Genomic DNA, 14,131 nt, shown 5'->3' on the forward strand with positions numbered 1-14,131 from the left:
GTAGTCGTGTTCTGAGTGCGGGTCGAGTTCGGTGCGCGTGATTGTTGAACATAGGCGTTCTTTTTCTTCGTCCCATCGCATGATGTCGCGCACGGGGAGGCCGTACTGCGTGGCTTCCACCAAGTAGGTCTTAGTGGGATCGTCCGGCCACTCAAGGGCGGGTATAGGAATGAGCGCGTATTCGTCGAGTGTTTCACGTAGGTTTTTGACGGCTGCTTCGACAGTCGCCATTTTCTGTAGCACGAGGTCGATCTGATAGTTCACTTTTCGGCCTCCTCTGCCTGCCGACGCCCGATGAGGTTGATTATTTTTCCTGTTTCGTTTTCTGCTGCCCAGATGTAGGCAATCGCGTTCCTATATATCGTTTGCAGCTCCGCGTCGTCGCGCGGGATGTTGAGTGCGAGTATTTTCCGCGCTTCGACTAGATGCTTGTACGAGTTGCTGCTGGCATCTAAGTGTTTCTTCTCGTTGTCTCCGATCATTCGGTTTTCTCCTGTTCGTAGTTTTCGGTTTTTCCTGCGTGGATGACTGTCCACGGTGGGACGCCGGGGTATTTGTACTTGTCGATTTGTTCGGGGTCGGTGAAGTCCTCGTCTCCGTGTAGCCCGGCGAACCTGTGGGTGCATGTGTCCCACCCGTAGCTACCTTTCTGCCATACGTAGCCTTGCGGGTTGATGATGACTGTGCCGATGGGCGCTGTCTGGAAGTCCTCAGTGGTTTTGAGCGTGTCGCCTACGCGGGTTTGCTTGCGTGCGGGCGGCTTCGTGTAGAGAACGGTGCCGTCATCAATGAGCGCCCCAAGTGAGAAATCCAGCGGGTCTTGCCCGTCGTGGAGTTCTGTGAATCTCATGATGTTTGGGGTGCTGGTGACCTTGTATTTCGCGCCGTACTGGTCCCACACGTAATAGTTCCCGTCTGCGGCTTGCGGAATGTCGAGACTGTCCCACGTGGGGAGCGGGACGCGCGCTTCCTCACTGAAAACAAGCTCACTCATTTGTCCTGCCCTTTCCGCGATTTGGCTGTGAGGTTTCGATATGCGTCGCACACTTGTTCAGCGTCTATAAGCGCGTTGTGACTGCTAGTGTCCAGTTTCGGATCGGGTAGGCCAAGCACGTTAGCTATGGTCATGATGTCGTTCGTGTGCATGGGGACGGGTTCGGGAATGTCGATCATCCGCCCGTAGATTTGCGATAGCACCACGTGATCGTATGCCGCGTAATACGCCCACAGTTCGTGATCTTCCCGTTTGCCGCCGTAGCTGGCGACAAAAGCCATGAGTTCAGCCCCGACCTGTCGCCGGGGTTTGAGCGTGGTGCTCTCTCCTAGGTTGGGGATAACGTTTTCGCGTATCCACTCGTCCTTGATGATTATTTCCCACTGCGCGTCCTCAATGACCGCGTAATAGGCGAAGTCACCCATGCTGTTCGGCTCGTCTGCGACTATGCCGATACTGATCGGGAAGATGTGCCCGTCCTTTTCTAGGAACTCTGTGTCGTAAAAGAATCTCATTTGCTTGTCTCCTCGCTGTTCGTGTCGTTTTGCACGCGGGCTTTGAACGCCCACTTGTCAAGGTCACTCTGCACGCGGGCTATAGATTTCCACGACGAGACACCGGACTCTTTGAGAGTTGCCGCTTCCTTCGGGTACAGTTCAGGGTTGGCGAGTAACAGTTCAAGCACGCCGCTTACGAGTTCTTCGTACTGTTCATACGCCTCGGCTAGGGCGCGCGCAAATACGTCGTATCTGTCGTGGAGTCTTGGGTCACACTCAAGTCTCAGCACGGATAACACGTCATAAGCGGCGTGAAAGACGTTGCCGCTCCCGCCTAACTTGTTGTAGAACTCTTGGAATTGTTCGGGCGTGCTCGCGGGTGCTTGCTCTGTTTCCTCACCTTCCTGCTTCTCGTTTTCCTGCTGTTCCGCTTCGATTAGGCGCATGTTTGCGACCCATAGGTGGTATGCGGCGTGGTGGAACAGAACGGCCAACTGCGCTTCCTGTGCGTCCCCTGCTTCCTTTCCCAGTTCACAGACAAGTCTGAGCGCGGCCATTGTCAGATTGTCGGCGTCACAGTTTTTCCTGAAGTTCATTGTTGTCTCCTTGTTTGCTGGTTTATGTTTTGCGTTCGTCGAGTAATTAAGTCCAACCGTGTCGTGTTTATCGCGCGGGGGCTTAATTGTTTATCGTGGCGAGTTCTACTTTTAATTGTAGTGCCGTTTCTAGCGCGTTTTTCTTCTGCTCGTTCCCGCTTTCCTTGAGGATTTTAATAATCGCGTTTGTGAGGTTGAGTGCGCGGGTCATTTTCGATTGTTCTGTAGGCATTAGTAAGTCCTTTCGTGTTTATTTCAGTGGCTGGATACTGAGAATGCAATATCCGTCCTGGAGTCCTTGAGGGAATTGACTGGAGTTCAGTACGTGCGTGATCTCGTAGGTCGGCAGCGAGCCGGGCTTGATGATTTCGTTCCCGCCACTGTCGATTACCCGGAAACAGAGGGTGTCACCGGTCTGGTAGTCGCGGTCGTTGAATCGGAGTTCGCTGGTTTTTTGTCCCGAGTAGATATGCTCGAACCACTTCTCGTCGATTTTCAGGTTGTGCAGCATTCTTCCTGTAATCCTTTCTGAGCGTGTTTTACGCCCTGTCCCTTACGTGGGTACTGTTGCCGCCTGTTTGCCTGTCAGGCGGCGCGCTAGCCCTGTTAACGGAGATGTTTCGCTTAGCCGTCTCGATGAGGTTGCGTACCTTGTCCGGGTTGCTCACGAGTTGTTCGGGTTGCGGTGCGTTCATTCCGATTGCTTCGTATGCTGCTCGTTCTGCTTCGCCTCTTGGCGTCCCGGCACTGACAAGCCTCATTGCGTGTTGTTTCCACCGGGCTTCCAGTTCTGGCTTGTCGCCTAGCCCCTCGGGTATGAGATGGCCGTGGGCTTGTTGTTCTGCGTCCACCCTGTCTCGCCGGTTGGCTTTGAGAGCTTTGACGAACAGTGCGAGCGCGTCACGTTTTGAGTATTCGCCTTGGGCTTTGTCTCTGACGGCACGCCGGGCGGCTGGTAACAGTTCCGCCTGCTGCACGTCCGGCACGCCTACCGCAGGGTCGTTGATGTAGTCGGCCCACACGTTGTGCATGTTGTCCACGACGTGCAGTGCGTCGGCTGCGAGTAGGTAGTTGATTGCGTCTGCCGCGTCGGCTGGCGTGATCATTGCGTGCCTCCTGCGATGAGGCGCATAGCGTTTCCACCGACAACGCTCTGCTGCACGCTGCTAGCCGATCGCATGTCACTCATGATCTGGTTCTGGTTCCTGTACCCGCCGGATGGTTGGCGTTGGGCTTGGAGCCTGAGCTGGTCGTACTGGTCCCTGAGCTTGGGCATGCTGAGGATGTTCGCCCTCCAGAACTCGTTGTCCTGCGCCCAGTCGATCGCGGCGTGAATCTGGTCAGGGGTGTGCCCGTCCTTGTCGATCATGAGGCGGGCTGCGGTGCGCCACGTTTTCGTGATGGTGGGTCGTTTTGACCCGTTGGCTTCGATCCGGTCAGCGAGGTGTTCGCATAGCCGGGTGACGTCTTCGCGTTCGGGTTCGACCGTCTTTGGCGTCGGGTCCGGGGTCGCTTCAGCGACTTCGGACATGATGTTATTGGTCTGGTCTGGTCTGGTCTGGTCGTTCCGTCTGGAAACACCACTTTTTCCAGACGCATTTTTGCTACTGGAATTTACACTTTTTCCAGATACCCGCTGGTCAAGTGGTGTTTTGCGCTTGCGGTCGTTCGCCTTGTCTTTGCCCATTTCTGCGGCTGACCGGTTCCACTTGAGCCACGAACGAATGACGTATCCGCCCTCTACTTCGTCTACTAATCCGACCTCGCACAGTTTCCGGATGCGATCCTGCACACTAGTTCCAGACACAAAATTGCTACTGGAATTTACACAGTTTCCAGATACAGTGATCGGCGTCACTCCTAGTCGTGTTTCGATCACCGCTTTAGGAATAAAGCCCTCGAACTCTAATTGCCGTGACGCATAGGCCAACATGCGCACGTATAACAGTTCTGCTGCTTCCCCTGCTTCCATGATCGCCGCGTCATCGTAGTAGTAGGACGAGAGTGGGGCGAACGGTCCTGGTCTTCTGGTCGCCATTGCTATTTCCTCCCCTCAGCTTCTTCGAGTTGATTTTTTGTTTTCAGCCAGTGGCGGCTGACTGTGATGTGTACGCCGGGCTTGTTGCCGTACTGTTTGACGGCACACCACTCGCATATGCGTGAGTCCTCGCGTAGGACACTGCCTTTAGCGCCGAGCGCGTCGCCTATTGCCCGCTGTAGCTTGTCGAGGTCGGGTTTGGTTGCCGCCTCACTCCACCGTGGCTGTTTTGGCTGTTTCAGCGTGAACGCGACGCGAATGGAAACGGGTTCGTCTAGCGGGAGTTCCCACCCTGCTTGCCGCGCGTACAGTACGGCCACTTGAGCGACCTTCTGCCGCCACGCCGACAACTCCGGGTTGTCGTGCGTGATAATCGGCTTCCCGCCGCGCACACCTAGATAGCGTGTTGACCCCTCCGTGATGGGCTTGCCGGGCACAAAGAAACTAATGAGGTATTTACTCACGGTTCGTCTCCCTCAAACTCTCTCGTGCATGTCACGCGGAAAGTAACCACATTCCCAAATACCCCTGAATATGCGGCTTTAAGTATTTCCTGCCGCTGTAATCCCTGACCGTAAAGACGTTTAAACATGACCCCCGCCGCGACATTCGTGAGAATGTAAGACGGTTTATCAACAGCCGGTAATTCCACGCGGATAAGGCGCGTGAATAATTCGGTGGGCTTTTTATTACCGTCGCGGCTGGTATCGGTTATAGTGTTCATTTTCGCGCCTCCATTGCGCGGGTGAGTTCCACGGCGCGCTTGTTATCGGGCACCACGTGAACGACGCGGGCTGCGCGTCCTGACCTCGTGAGACGTTCGTCCCCCTCGTGGTACTCGACGGCTCCTTCTGTTTCGAGTTCACTGAGCGCCGTGCGCACACGCTGAGGCGACTGCTTAAACTGCAAGTCAATTTCGAGGTCTTGCGCTATACACGCGCCGCGCCGCAGGAGCGCTTCCCACACGTCCAGCCACGAGGCGCGGACCTTCACGCTGTCCGCCGCCGCCTGTGACGTGGCGGGGTCGTTCGCCCGCACGGGAGCCGTGTAATCATTGTGGAGAATGTTAGGCGTTGGCATTACTGTCACCGCCCACGAGGTCACCGAGAGTTGTAGCGCCCCGCGCGCGCATAAGTTGCGCTAACGCTGACACCTGCTCGTCGTACTGCTTGGCTGCTTCGGTGGCTGCTGCTGCTTCCCTGTAGCGCACCACGCGGGAATCAAAGAAGTCCTCAATCTTCCAGTACCGCAGTGTCATGTCCTGCCCGTCACCCAGCGGGAACGCGCACTCCATGATCGGCTGCACGCTGAGCGCCGCTTCCTCCGGGTCTGCTAAGTAGTCGAGAATATCCTCTAGGCTCTTACGCATATTGTTTGACCTGTTACGCCGCGTGGAGTCAAGGGTTGCCTTGATGAGTGTGCGCGCTTCGGTTTCAACGTTGCGTTCTCGTTCTTCGAGTACGGCCATTACTTCGGGGACGAGCTTTTCTCGCACATCCTCATATTTGAGCTTGCCTCCCGCTTCGTTCATGTACTTGTCGTATAGGTTGACAACGCTATCTTTGAGGTAAGTGTTCATCGTGGGAGCCTTTCGTTCAGGTAGGTCAGGAAGTCGATAGCCGTTTGCGTGTTACTGATAGTCAGGCGCAAAGGTTCGGGCACTGTGTCGGCTTCGTGCAGGTACGAGTCATTGAGGAAGATTTCGGCTTGCTCAGCGCCGCCTTGTAGCATGTTGACGGCTTCTGTGATGTGCCTATTGGTGTCTCGCCAGCCGCGCGCGAGTTTTTCTTGGTGTTCGCGTTGTTTGCGCGTGTCCTCACGGTGTGCGCTCCACGCTGCGCGCGGGGTCATGGTGCCGTCCTCAATGAGGGCGACATATTTGGAGCCCGCTTGCGTCAGGTCTGCGATGATGCGCGCGTTGTGTTCGGCTTCGGCTGCTTCTTCTTCGCGTTTACGTTTGGCCTGTTCGCGCGCCATGATCTTGTCGCGCTCTTCGGACTGCTTGATCTCGTTGGCTTCTTTGTAGGCTGCGTCGAGGGCAAGACTGCCGTCTATCACGCGGGCTGCGAGGTCAGGCTTGAAGTCAAGAACAACACCAGCATGATGCAGTAGTATGCGAGTTGTTCCCGCCTCGTCGTTATTTATAGATCTATAAATATCGCCCTCTATGCTGCCTCGTTTCCACCTGCCGTTTGTTCTCCGCCCGTCTGCTTCCAGCACCAACGCTGTTGCCATAGCACGCTGACCAGTAGTCATGTTGCGGCGCGTGATATTCGCGTCCAACACGTACTCGGCAAGATCAGCGCCCTCATACACCACGCTTTCAGGCTCAACACCAGCCATGCGGCACGCTTGAAAACGGTTCCTACCGTCCAGAATCAGACCGTCCACCGTGACCACAATCGGCTGACGCAACCCGCTCTCACGAATCGACTGTGCGAGTTCTTCCAGTTCGGCTTGCGGTAGCATGGGGAACTTATCCGCGTAGGGGTGTACTCCGTTAATTTCGCTCATTGCTCGTCCTCCGTGTTGCCTGTTGTTGTCGCGTACTTGTTGCGCACTTCGCGTAGCCGTTCAATCACCGTGTTTGCAACGGTGGACGGCATGGTGTCCAGCGTCCACGGTGCGGGCTGCCCGTCTGGTATTCCGCCGTATTTCCGTGCTCCTGCAAGTACCTGCTCTGGCGTGAATCCCAGTTCGTCTGCGAGGAACTTAATCTCCTCTAGCTGCGTAGCGCTGATACGGTTCGGCTCACCTTTTTCGTGTGGTGCCGGTTCACTGTTCCCCGTGAGGACAGTTACGCTCACAGGCTCCTGCTGTGGCTCGAACGCTCCACGATCACCGTCTGCTTGGTCCATTTCCTCGAACGTGTATAAGCCGGACAAGTCCATCGGGAACGCTTTGCGTAGCGCTAGGGCTTCCGCGCATTTCGCGATCATGAGTGCGGGCATTTTCCCCCACTGCCCAGTAGGTTTCATCTTCCCGCTGCTCTTGTCCATGCGTGTCGGCATGTATTCGGCGGTGTTGGCTACCGCGTCGAACACCCCTTGGCCGACGGTCACTCGTATTTTGGCGGCAACCGGCAGTCCTAAAGTGCGCGGCCATGCTTCATACCATTGACCGTTTTCCGCCATCCAGACTGCACTACCGATACTGAGTGCTTGCCCCATGCGGTTAGCGGCCCGGCGTGCGACTAGGCGTAGCCCGTCGATACCAACCTGAATGGTCTGCTTCGTTTCCCACTCGCCGTTTTTGTACGTGCGTCGCGCGATCATGTAAATCTGCTTGCTGAACGGGTCAAGCCCCGTGCGTTGCGCTTGGTGAAAGAACAACGCTAGGTCGCTAGGTGTTGCGTTCTCAACGCCTAGCGCTGTGAGCGCTGAGCGTTGCCGTTCGTCGAACTCTGTTTGCTCGTCTCTGATAGCTAGACTTTCACTCATTAGAATGGTGCCTCTATTCCTGTTTCTTGGTCTGCTTGCTTGAGTGCCCACGCGGGTAGGCCAACTACCTGCACGCTGGTCGGGTACGACGGCCACACGCCACTGTCCATGCACGCCGCGTAAATACTGCGCGCGTCCTCGTTCAGCCGCCCGCCAATACGCACCGCGTCAGCGTCCAGTTGAATAAGTGACACCTCGTATGGTGGTGTTTTCTCTTGGCACACGAACACGAACTCCGGGCGTATGCCGGTCAAGGTTTCTACCGCTTCGCAGTACCACGCTTGCTGCTGGTGGTACCCATACTTGGCGATACTTTTAGCGAACTCTCTAGGGTCAGCGCTCACCGTGGTCTTGTAGTCCACGATCAAGCTCCAGTCGTTCACTGCTAGGTCGGGTCGCGCCCTACATGCCACGCCCGTCTGCTCGTCCTTCCAGTACAAGGACTGCTCACTGGTCGTGTCGTTGCGCGTGAACAATTCCCCCGTAACCGGGTGATCTAGTATCGCGTCAGCCATTGCCCGCACTTGCGCATACTCCTTAGCGAGTAGCGGGGTATTACCGGCCTGTAGCGCCGCGTCCCGCGCCGCCTTAGCGTCTTTCGTGCGCCACGAATCAGCGTCAACAACCTCGAACGGGTCACCCACGGTGAGCATGAGCGTGTGCGCCGCGTGCCCGATCTCAAACGCCGGGTTGTACGGCCTTTCTGTGGTCATTTCCTCGTAGAACTTGCGTGGCGTACTCGTGATGAGTCTGCGCGCGCCACTCGATGAGAGAATGTCTTTCGCCGCGTGATACTTCGTGTCGGGAATATCCGGGTAAATACCCGGCTCGATCCCGCCCGCATAGTGTGTTTGTGTGGTCATGCGAGTTCTCGTTCCTGCTCAATTTCCGGGTGGTCGTGTATCACTCTGAGCAAGTACCCGTAAATGACTTCCATAGTCGCGTATTTGTCTGGCTCGTATCCGGCCTGTTTGACTGCGACGCGCGCAAAGATGGTTGCTGCTCGCACTGCTTGAGCCACGGTCGGCACAAGGTCGATACATTCCAGCTCGTTCATGTCCGGTTCACTGATTTGTACTGATTGCGTGTCACTCATGATGGTCGTGCGGTCAATGTCCACGTCCTCGTAATCACTCACTGGTGGCCTCCTTTGAATAGTCGTGTGAATAATGCTTCAAGGACTGGGACTGCTATCGCGTTGCCAGCCATCTTGTAGAGCTGTGTTTGTGATGTGACCGCGCTGGCCTTGTTGAAGTCCTGGTCGCTAATGCCCATGAGCTTCCACGCTTCGCGTGGCGTGATATGCCGGATGCGTATCCTGTGCGCGCTTTCCACCACCAGGTTGTCTTTCTGCACGGTGCTGAGCGTGTTGCTCACACCGTCCCGGTTGATCTCAATCCGCTGCTCTGTCGGCATACCTGGTGTCCGGTCGGACGGGTCAGCGGGGTTGCGCCCCCGGCTTGCTCCGATTGCGAGGAGTTTAGGGAACTTCGATTCAGTCCCAGTCAGGCAGGTCATGATCCCGCGCGGGTCATAGACCAGGTACCGGTATCCGCTGGTGTCGGGTCGTGTTTTCACGTGCCCGTAGATTTTGATTTCTGTTTCCAGTCGTGGTGTGAGTGTGAATCGTCGCGCGATTTTCTCGCTCAGGTAATAGCGCTCGTTCACCTCATCTTCAAGTAGGTCGATAGCGCGCACAGTGAGCGGCACCGGCTCTGGGAACTCGAACGGCTTGTGATCGCCGTGAATACTGACGCAGAACACGCGCTCACGGTTTTGCGGTACTCCGTAGTTCTTAGCGTTGAGTACTTTCCAGTAGTTCGTGTAGCCGTATCCCTCCAGCACCGAGAGCCATTCCTCGAATCCTGGGAGGTTGTGCCGGTTGACGAGCGATTTCACGTTCTCAAGCAGCAGGAACCGTGGACGCCGATCCCTGATTATGCGGTCACATTCCCACAGCAAACTACTGCGAGTGCCGCTTCCAGCAGCGAACCCACGTTTCTTGCCCGCGATGGAGATGTCCTGGCACGGGAACGAGTAGGTGAAAAGGTCGTGATCCGGTACGTCTTCGCTCGTAATCTCCCGGATGTCACCTAGGTTGATCGTGTCACCGTGGATCGCTGTGTAGGCTGCGATCGCGTGCCTGTCGATCTCGCTGATCGCGACCACCTCATGCGGTATGCCAGCGCGTTTGAGGGCCATGCGCTGCGTGCCGATCCCGGCGAACGCTTCAAACACACGCAAAGTCATTGCGCGTCTCCCGCGTCTTCGCCCATGTAGCGCACGTACAGTAGGTACTGTTTCTTGCCCTTGCGCGTAACGGCTTGAAAAGTTCCACCTTGAAACGCGGTGTGTTTCCCCTTGCGTATGCGCCACCCTGTATTTGGGTTCACTTCCTTGTCGAAAAGTGCCCACTTACCGGGGTGAGCTTTCAGTGCCGCAGCAAACGGCTCCCAGTCGTATTTGTAGCCTGTTGGTGGTTCCTGCCAATTAATCTGTGTCATTTCAGTTCGTCCTCTACTAGTGCGTCTAGCCATGCTTCCTGCACGATGTCGCTGATGTCGGCTTGCGCTTCGCATAGCTGCTCGAATTGGATACGGGTTGCCGGACGGGACTTGTCGAACTCGTCAGCGAGAATCGCCCGCCGTTGTAGCAAGTTGTCCGGGATCGTGATGTTGAAACTGATATCCATTACCGTTAGTTGTCGCAATCGTCGTTGACTGTATTTCTAAGTAGTTCAACTTCCTGTTCAGGCGTAACTCCGCATAGGTCTGCGGCTGCGCCAATAATCGTGTTCTCTGCTGTGGCTAACGCGCCTTCCACGCTTCCAACGCCAAACAAGGCGACGGGACCGATAGCCTTTTGCAAGAACACGTCATTGTCTACGTGAGCGCCTAAGAGGTCGAATAGCTTGTCTATCGTGTCTTTGCGTACCGCGTGTACACCTGCATACAGTTGTTTAAGATTTTCAAAGCTTTCGTCGTTCATTTCTTTTCCTGTTCTTGCTTCATTGCCATGTCGGTGAGCCACGCGGCCACGGCAAGCATTTGCGATGGTGCTAGTGGAATGTCGATCACTTCCCACATGGGGAGAGTGGCGCTCTGGCTTGCCCATACGACAAGGCCGTTACTGAAAATGTCTGGCGCGATAGCTACGCCGTCACCCTTGATCGAGAGACTGGTGTCCGCTTCCATCACTGCGCCTCACTGTCGCTGGTGAATGTCCCGACCGTGAGAAGGACGGCGAGAAATGCCCACATGTAGGCCGCTGCCGCTTGCACCTGCGTGTTGTCCATGCGTGTGAGAGCCATGAGGACGGTGAGCGCGATAATGAGGTGCGCGACCGCCGCTACACGTAGCCACACGCGGGAACTGGTACACTTTCCCGTGAGGAATACTTGTTTTGTGCTGGTATCTCCGCCTAGTCCCCGTGCGTGGCCGCGCATGGGGACTGTTTTGTGTCCTGCCTGTTGCATGACGTGTCCTTTCTTTTACAGTGCGTTAGCTGGTTGGTCTGGTAGTTGCATGAGCCACGCGCTGATGCTGCGCGCGTCGTAATGCGGCGTGGGTGCGCGTCCCGTCCGTGTATCGAGGTCTACTGCGTCCTGCTGGACGATAGGCGCGCCGTTTTCAATCGCTTTCAGTAGGGTTGCCCGGCTTACGCTAAAGAACTGCTCAAGCGTCTTTTGAGTAACCCACAGTGGCCGTCCGGTGACTGGTTGCGCCGTTTGGAACTTGTGCGGCCACTCCGCTAGGGCAGTGTTGATACTGTCCACGTTGTATAGCGGCTTCATGCCGATGTACCGGCGCTGTATCGGCGCTCCTTGCCATATCATCTGGTTCACGCGGTCACGGCTCAGCCCGAATATGGGCTGTAGTTTCTTCGTGTCCACCCAGTAGGGGTATGCGGTGAATGGTGTCATGATGCGGCCTGGTCCTCAGTCGGTGTTCGTTCGATTGAGATAACGTCGTTGGCCGTGTCTGCTAGTCCCGCTTCGATAGCCCCTATAAGGAATCGTGTCGTGACCTGTTTCTTTCCTTGTTTGATGTCGCTGTAGAACTGTCGTGAAACGCCGATAGCTTTGGCGATACCCGCGTCAGTGAGTTCTGTTTGGCTTGCTCGCCGTTTGAACTCGTCAGATAGAACGGTGTTCACTGCTCCCATGCCATCTCCTTTCTCGTTGTGGTAAACATTCTTACACAACTTGAGGAACAGTGTCAACACGTTTGGCACAAACTATTCCTCAATATGAGGAACTGTGGTATGGTTGACACATGGACTCAATACAGTGGTACAAACAAACGGTCGGCACTGACACTGTTAACGGTGTCGCCACAAAATCCGGCGTTCCTCAAGGAAGTCTCTACCGGCGACTAGAGAAACGATCACTCACACCGGAACTCGTGGTGCCTATCGCTAGGGCATACGGTAAAGACGTTCTAAAAGCCCTAGCCACGACGGGACTAATCACCGAACGGGACATTAGCCGGAACCCACGTCTCGCCGCACTGCGGGACGCTACAGACCAAGAACTAATAGCCGAACTGTGGCGACGCTTGCAAGACGGCACCGCGACAAGTGACTACGACAAGCCCCTCACAGACTTTGACAGTGAGCGGCCCCCGTTCGAGGTGTACGGTGACACCCCCGAACAAACAGAGCGTAAGGCCGCTAAACACAATCCCGGCGACGCACTCTAACCCGTAGGGGGGGGACGCAAATGCACACGCCCCCTCCTACCATGCCCACATGACCAGACCTTCCTACGATCAACTGCTCAAGGACGCTGCCGCACTCAAAATCACTGTGAAACGCGCGCACATGAACGATCTCGGACTATACGATCACGACGCGCACACCATCTGGATACATTCCGCGCTCACAGACACGCACGCTGCGCCGGTACTCGCTCACGAACTCGCTCACGCCTACCGTGGCGACAATTGCGCGCAACCAGACCACGTTGAGCAAGCAATCGACCACCGAATCGCCCGGGCCTTCATCAGCGATAAGGAATACGCGAGACTTGAGGCTATTTATGGTGGGGACACGACCATGATCGCTGACGAACTAGGTTTACCCGCGTGGCTAGTGCGCGCATACGTGGACGGCTTACAATTCCGCGTCCCCGCTCGTCCAGTCCAGCGTATTCCCTAACTGCTGCATAGCGCGCGCCTGTAGGCTCAAGTCCCTATGCGTATAGCCCCTAGTGGTTGCCGCGTTCGTGTGTCCGAGAATACTCATGCGCGTACTGTCATCGGTCATACCGGCTAACAGTGTTGCCGTCGTGTGCCTCATGGAATGGACACGCACATCGGGCAACCCGGCCTCCTTGAGCCACTGTTTCCACGTCCCGTAGTCCATGCGTGAATCTACCGGCAAGTCCTCCGGTTCTCGACCGATCATTGCGCGCGTAAACATGAATCCGTTATCGCGTGAAAGTTTGACGCGGCTTAACACTTCGGCAAGCAACGCGGGAATCGCGACCTCGCGATATGACATAGCTGTTTTGGGACGTAGTAAATACAAGTTGCCCGCCACATGCACATGTTCTTGATCTGCCGGGATATACACGCGCCGTTGTGGGCACTGCTTCGCAAACTTCTTACCGCACTTTGCCCATGCCGGGCACCCATGTTCATACGGGACGCGCTGCAAGCCCCACTCGAACAGTACAACGCCGCCCGTGACGCGCCCCGCGTTGTCTCTGTGAATGGTGACATCCTCGCACTGCAACCCTAGGCACTCGCCTTGCCGCGCGCCCGTAATAAGCCCTAGCGCGTAGCGCGCCACGTAGGGACGCTTCGCGTGAAACTGTAGGAAGTGGCGCGCTTCGTCTGCCGTGAGAAAGTCCTGCTCAACCCACTTTTTGCGCGGCCTTCCCGCGTCCCGCGCCGCGTTGTGAGTGGTTAGCCCTTCGCGTATCGCCACTGTGAGCGCGCGTGACAATATCGCGTGCGCCTGTGTTGCCGTCGTGGGGGATAAGCCTAGTCCCGACGGTTCCGGCTCCATCATGCGACGGTGCATAGCCTTGACGTTCGACGGCCTAAGCTTGTCGAGCCGCACGCGCCCTAGAGTGGGTTTCAAGTAGCGTTCAGTTGAGCCGACGTAACCTTTGAACGTGCTCGGCTTTGTTTCCGTGCGCGCGTAGTTCTCAAGCCACGTTTCAAGCCACTCGCCCACAGTTGGTGTTGTTGTGGGCAGATCGCCGTTAGCTGCTTCCACTTCGCGCCGTAGGGCAGTGAGTTTAGCGCGCGCGACCCCCTTGTCTTTCGCTGACACTTTACGCACGCGCTGCCGCCCGCTAGGAGTGTACGAATTGAGTCTCACGCTGCCCACCCATACGCCATTGCGTTTATCGAATGACAAGCCGCCTGTTCCGCGTTCCCTGCGCGCCATTTCCAGCCACCGTTCACTAGACACTAACTAGACACTAACTAGACACTAACCTACGCTACGTACACGCACGCTGCAATGCGTAAATCGTTGATATTCCGCCATTTGTGCCCTTACGTCAAGGGTACACGAACAAACTCATAATCCGTTTGTCCCGGGTTCGAGCCCCG

27 protein-coding genes are annotated in these 14,131 nt (G+C 56.2%); 1 reads left to right on the forward strand and 26 read right to left on the reverse strand.

The annotated features are described in order from the left end of the window. The 25 genes from HMPREF2975_RS03355 to HMPREF2975_RS03465 all read right to left on the reverse strand — a co-directional run. On the reverse strand, positions 1-264 hold a 264-nt coding region (locus HMPREF2975_RS03355; RefSeq protein ID WP_141757270.1), incomplete at its 3' end, for a hypothetical protein. Next, positions 261-482, reverse strand: coding sequence for a hypothetical protein (locus HMPREF2975_RS03360; protein ID WP_070725758.1), 222 nt, complete (start codon positions 480-482; stop codon positions 261-263). The genes HMPREF2975_RS03355 and HMPREF2975_RS03360, both read right to left, overlap by 4 nt. Further along, complete coding sequence (locus tag HMPREF2975_RS03365; RefSeq protein ID WP_070725760.1) at positions 479-994, reverse strand: hypothetical protein; 516 nt, start codon at positions 992-994, stop codon at positions 479-481. The genes HMPREF2975_RS03360 and HMPREF2975_RS03365 overlap by 4 nt, the downstream gene beginning before the upstream one ends. Further along, the gene (locus tag HMPREF2975_RS03370) at positions 991-1,509 is read right to left on the reverse strand and encodes a 3'-5' exoribonuclease domain-containing protein (protein ID WP_070725762.1); all 519 of its coding nucleotides are present in this window, start codon (positions 1,507-1,509) and stop codon (positions 991-993) included. Before HMPREF2975_RS03370 ends, HMPREF2975_RS03365 begins: the two co-directional genes overlap by 4 nt. After that, complete coding sequence (locus HMPREF2975_RS03375; protein ID WP_070725764.1) at positions 1,506-2,087, reverse strand: hypothetical protein; 582 nt, start codon at positions 2,085-2,087, stop codon at positions 1,506-1,508. Before HMPREF2975_RS03375 ends, HMPREF2975_RS03370 begins: the two co-directional genes overlap by 4 nt. 82 nt (positions 2,088-2,169) lie before the next feature. Next, positions 2,170-2,319: a hypothetical protein gene (locus tag HMPREF2975_RS12465; RefSeq protein WP_193599970.1), complete on the reverse strand. Its 150-nt coding sequence runs from the start codon at positions 2,317-2,319 to the stop codon at positions 2,170-2,172. A gap of 18 nt (positions 2,320-2,337) precedes the next feature. Continuing rightward, on the reverse strand, positions 2,338-2,598 hold the full coding sequence (locus tag HMPREF2975_RS03380; RefSeq protein WP_070725765.1) for a DUF3850 domain-containing protein: 261 nt from the start codon (positions 2,596-2,598) through the stop codon (positions 2,338-2,340). Positions 2,599-2,626: 28 nt separating this feature from the next. Further along, positions 2,627-3,193, reverse strand: coding sequence for a hypothetical protein (locus tag HMPREF2975_RS03385; protein ID WP_070725767.1), 567 nt, complete (start codon positions 3,191-3,193; stop codon positions 2,627-2,629). Beyond that, on the reverse strand, positions 3,190-4,125 hold the full coding sequence (locus HMPREF2975_RS12745; RefSeq protein ID WP_070725769.1) for a hypothetical protein: 936 nt from the start codon (positions 4,123-4,125) through the stop codon (positions 3,190-3,192). The genes HMPREF2975_RS03385 and HMPREF2975_RS12745 overlap by 4 nt, the downstream gene beginning before the upstream one ends. 2 nt (positions 4,126-4,127) lie before the next feature. Beyond that, positions 4,128-4,589: a RusA family crossover junction endodeoxyribonuclease gene (locus HMPREF2975_RS03395; protein ID WP_070725770.1), complete on the reverse strand. Its 462-nt coding sequence runs from the start codon at positions 4,587-4,589 to the stop codon at positions 4,128-4,130. Continuing rightward, entirely contained in the window at positions 4,586-4,849 is a 264-nt protein-coding gene (locus HMPREF2975_RS03400; RefSeq protein WP_070725772.1) for a hypothetical protein, read from the reverse strand. Before HMPREF2975_RS03400 ends, HMPREF2975_RS03395 begins: the two co-directional genes overlap by 4 nt. After that, positions 4,846-5,205, reverse strand: a complete 360-nt coding sequence (locus tag HMPREF2975_RS03405) for a hypothetical protein (RefSeq protein ID WP_070725773.1) — start codon at positions 5,203-5,205, stop codon at positions 4,846-4,848. Before HMPREF2975_RS03405 ends, HMPREF2975_RS03400 begins: the two co-directional genes overlap by 4 nt. Then, positions 5,192-5,704 (reverse strand): hypothetical protein, encoded by a 513-nt coding sequence (locus tag HMPREF2975_RS03410; protein ID WP_070725775.1) that lies wholly within the window; start codon positions 5,702-5,704, stop codon positions 5,192-5,194. Before HMPREF2975_RS03410 ends, HMPREF2975_RS03405 begins: the two co-directional genes overlap by 14 nt. Continuing rightward, a complete protein-coding gene (locus HMPREF2975_RS03415; RefSeq protein ID WP_070725777.1) occupies positions 5,701-6,639 on the reverse strand; it encodes a ParB/RepB/Spo0J family partition protein in 939 nt (312 codons plus the stop codon). The genes HMPREF2975_RS03410 and HMPREF2975_RS03415 overlap by 4 nt, the downstream gene beginning before the upstream one ends. After that, a complete protein-coding gene (bet, locus tag HMPREF2975_RS03420) occupies positions 6,636-7,565 on the reverse strand; it encodes a phage recombination protein Bet (RefSeq protein WP_070725779.1) in 930 nt (309 codons plus the stop codon). The genes HMPREF2975_RS03415 and bet overlap by 4 nt, the downstream gene beginning before the upstream one ends. Then, positions 7,565-8,428, reverse strand: coding sequence for a PD-(D/E)XK nuclease-like domain-containing protein (locus HMPREF2975_RS03425; protein ID WP_070725780.1), 864 nt, complete (start codon positions 8,426-8,428; stop codon positions 7,565-7,567). The genes bet and HMPREF2975_RS03425 overlap by 1 nt, the downstream gene beginning before the upstream one ends. Continuing rightward, positions 8,425-8,703 carry a hypothetical protein gene (locus HMPREF2975_RS03430; RefSeq protein ID WP_070725781.1) on the reverse strand — a complete coding sequence of 93 codons (279 nt, stop codon included), beginning with the start codon at positions 8,701-8,703 and terminating at the stop codon, positions 8,425-8,427. The genes HMPREF2975_RS03425 and HMPREF2975_RS03430 overlap by 4 nt, the downstream gene beginning before the upstream one ends. Continuing rightward, positions 8,700-9,815, reverse strand: coding sequence for a DNA cytosine methyltransferase (locus HMPREF2975_RS03435; protein ID WP_070725783.1), 1,116 nt, complete (start codon positions 9,813-9,815; stop codon positions 8,700-8,702). Before HMPREF2975_RS03435 ends, HMPREF2975_RS03430 begins: the two co-directional genes overlap by 4 nt. Beyond that, entirely contained in the window at positions 9,812-10,069 is a 258-nt protein-coding gene (locus tag HMPREF2975_RS03440; protein WP_070725785.1) for a hypothetical protein, read from the reverse strand. Before HMPREF2975_RS03440 ends, HMPREF2975_RS03435 begins: the two co-directional genes overlap by 4 nt. Further along, positions 10,066-10,257: a hypothetical protein gene (locus HMPREF2975_RS03445; protein ID WP_070725787.1), complete on the reverse strand. Its 192-nt coding sequence runs from the start codon at positions 10,255-10,257 to the stop codon at positions 10,066-10,068. The genes HMPREF2975_RS03440 and HMPREF2975_RS03445 overlap by 4 nt, the downstream gene beginning before the upstream one ends. A 5-nt stretch (positions 10,258-10,262) precedes the next feature. Further along, positions 10,263-10,553, reverse strand: a complete 291-nt coding sequence (locus HMPREF2975_RS03450; RefSeq protein WP_070725788.1) for a hypothetical protein — start codon at positions 10,551-10,553, stop codon at positions 10,263-10,265. Beyond that, on the reverse strand, positions 10,550-10,762 hold the full coding sequence (locus tag HMPREF2975_RS03455; protein WP_193599971.1) for a hypothetical protein: 213 nt from the start codon (positions 10,760-10,762) through the stop codon (positions 10,550-10,552). Before HMPREF2975_RS03455 ends, HMPREF2975_RS03450 begins: the two co-directional genes overlap by 4 nt. Beyond that, positions 10,759-10,929 carry a hypothetical protein gene (locus HMPREF2975_RS12470; RefSeq protein WP_193599972.1) on the reverse strand — a complete coding sequence of 57 codons (171 nt, stop codon included), beginning with the start codon at positions 10,927-10,929 and terminating at the stop codon, positions 10,759-10,761. Before HMPREF2975_RS12470 ends, HMPREF2975_RS03455 begins: the two co-directional genes overlap by 4 nt. 126 nt (positions 10,930-11,055) lie before the next feature. Then, positions 11,056-11,487 (reverse strand): hypothetical protein, encoded by a 432-nt coding sequence (locus tag HMPREF2975_RS03460; protein ID WP_070725792.1) that lies wholly within the window; start codon positions 11,485-11,487, stop codon positions 11,056-11,058. Next, complete coding sequence (locus HMPREF2975_RS03465; RefSeq protein ID WP_141757271.1) at positions 11,484-11,729, reverse strand: hypothetical protein; 246 nt, start codon at positions 11,727-11,729, stop codon at positions 11,484-11,486. Before HMPREF2975_RS03465 ends, HMPREF2975_RS03460 begins: the two co-directional genes overlap by 4 nt. Positions 11,730-12,314: 585 nt before the next feature. On the opposite strand from HMPREF2975_RS03465, the gene HMPREF2975_RS03475 reads away from it, so the two are divergent. Further along, positions 12,315-12,722 carry a M78 family metallopeptidase domain-containing protein gene (locus HMPREF2975_RS03475; protein WP_070725798.1) on the forward strand — a complete coding sequence of 136 codons (408 nt, stop codon included), beginning with the start codon at positions 12,315-12,317 and terminating at the stop codon, positions 12,720-12,722. Here HMPREF2975_RS03475 and HMPREF2975_RS03480 read toward each other — a convergent pair. Further along, a complete protein-coding gene (locus HMPREF2975_RS03480; protein ID WP_141757272.1) occupies positions 12,678-13,988 on the reverse strand; it encodes a tyrosine-type recombinase/integrase in 1,311 nt (436 codons plus the stop codon). The genes HMPREF2975_RS03475 and HMPREF2975_RS03480 overlap by 45 nt on opposite strands. Positions 13,989-14,131 lie beyond the last annotated feature (143 nt).

Origin of the sequence: Actinomyces sp. HMSC065F12 (genome assembly GCF_001814535.1) — a bacterium.
Classification (GTDB): Bacteria; Actinomycetota; Actinomycetes; order Actinomycetales; family Actinomycetaceae; genus Pauljensenia; species Pauljensenia radingae_A.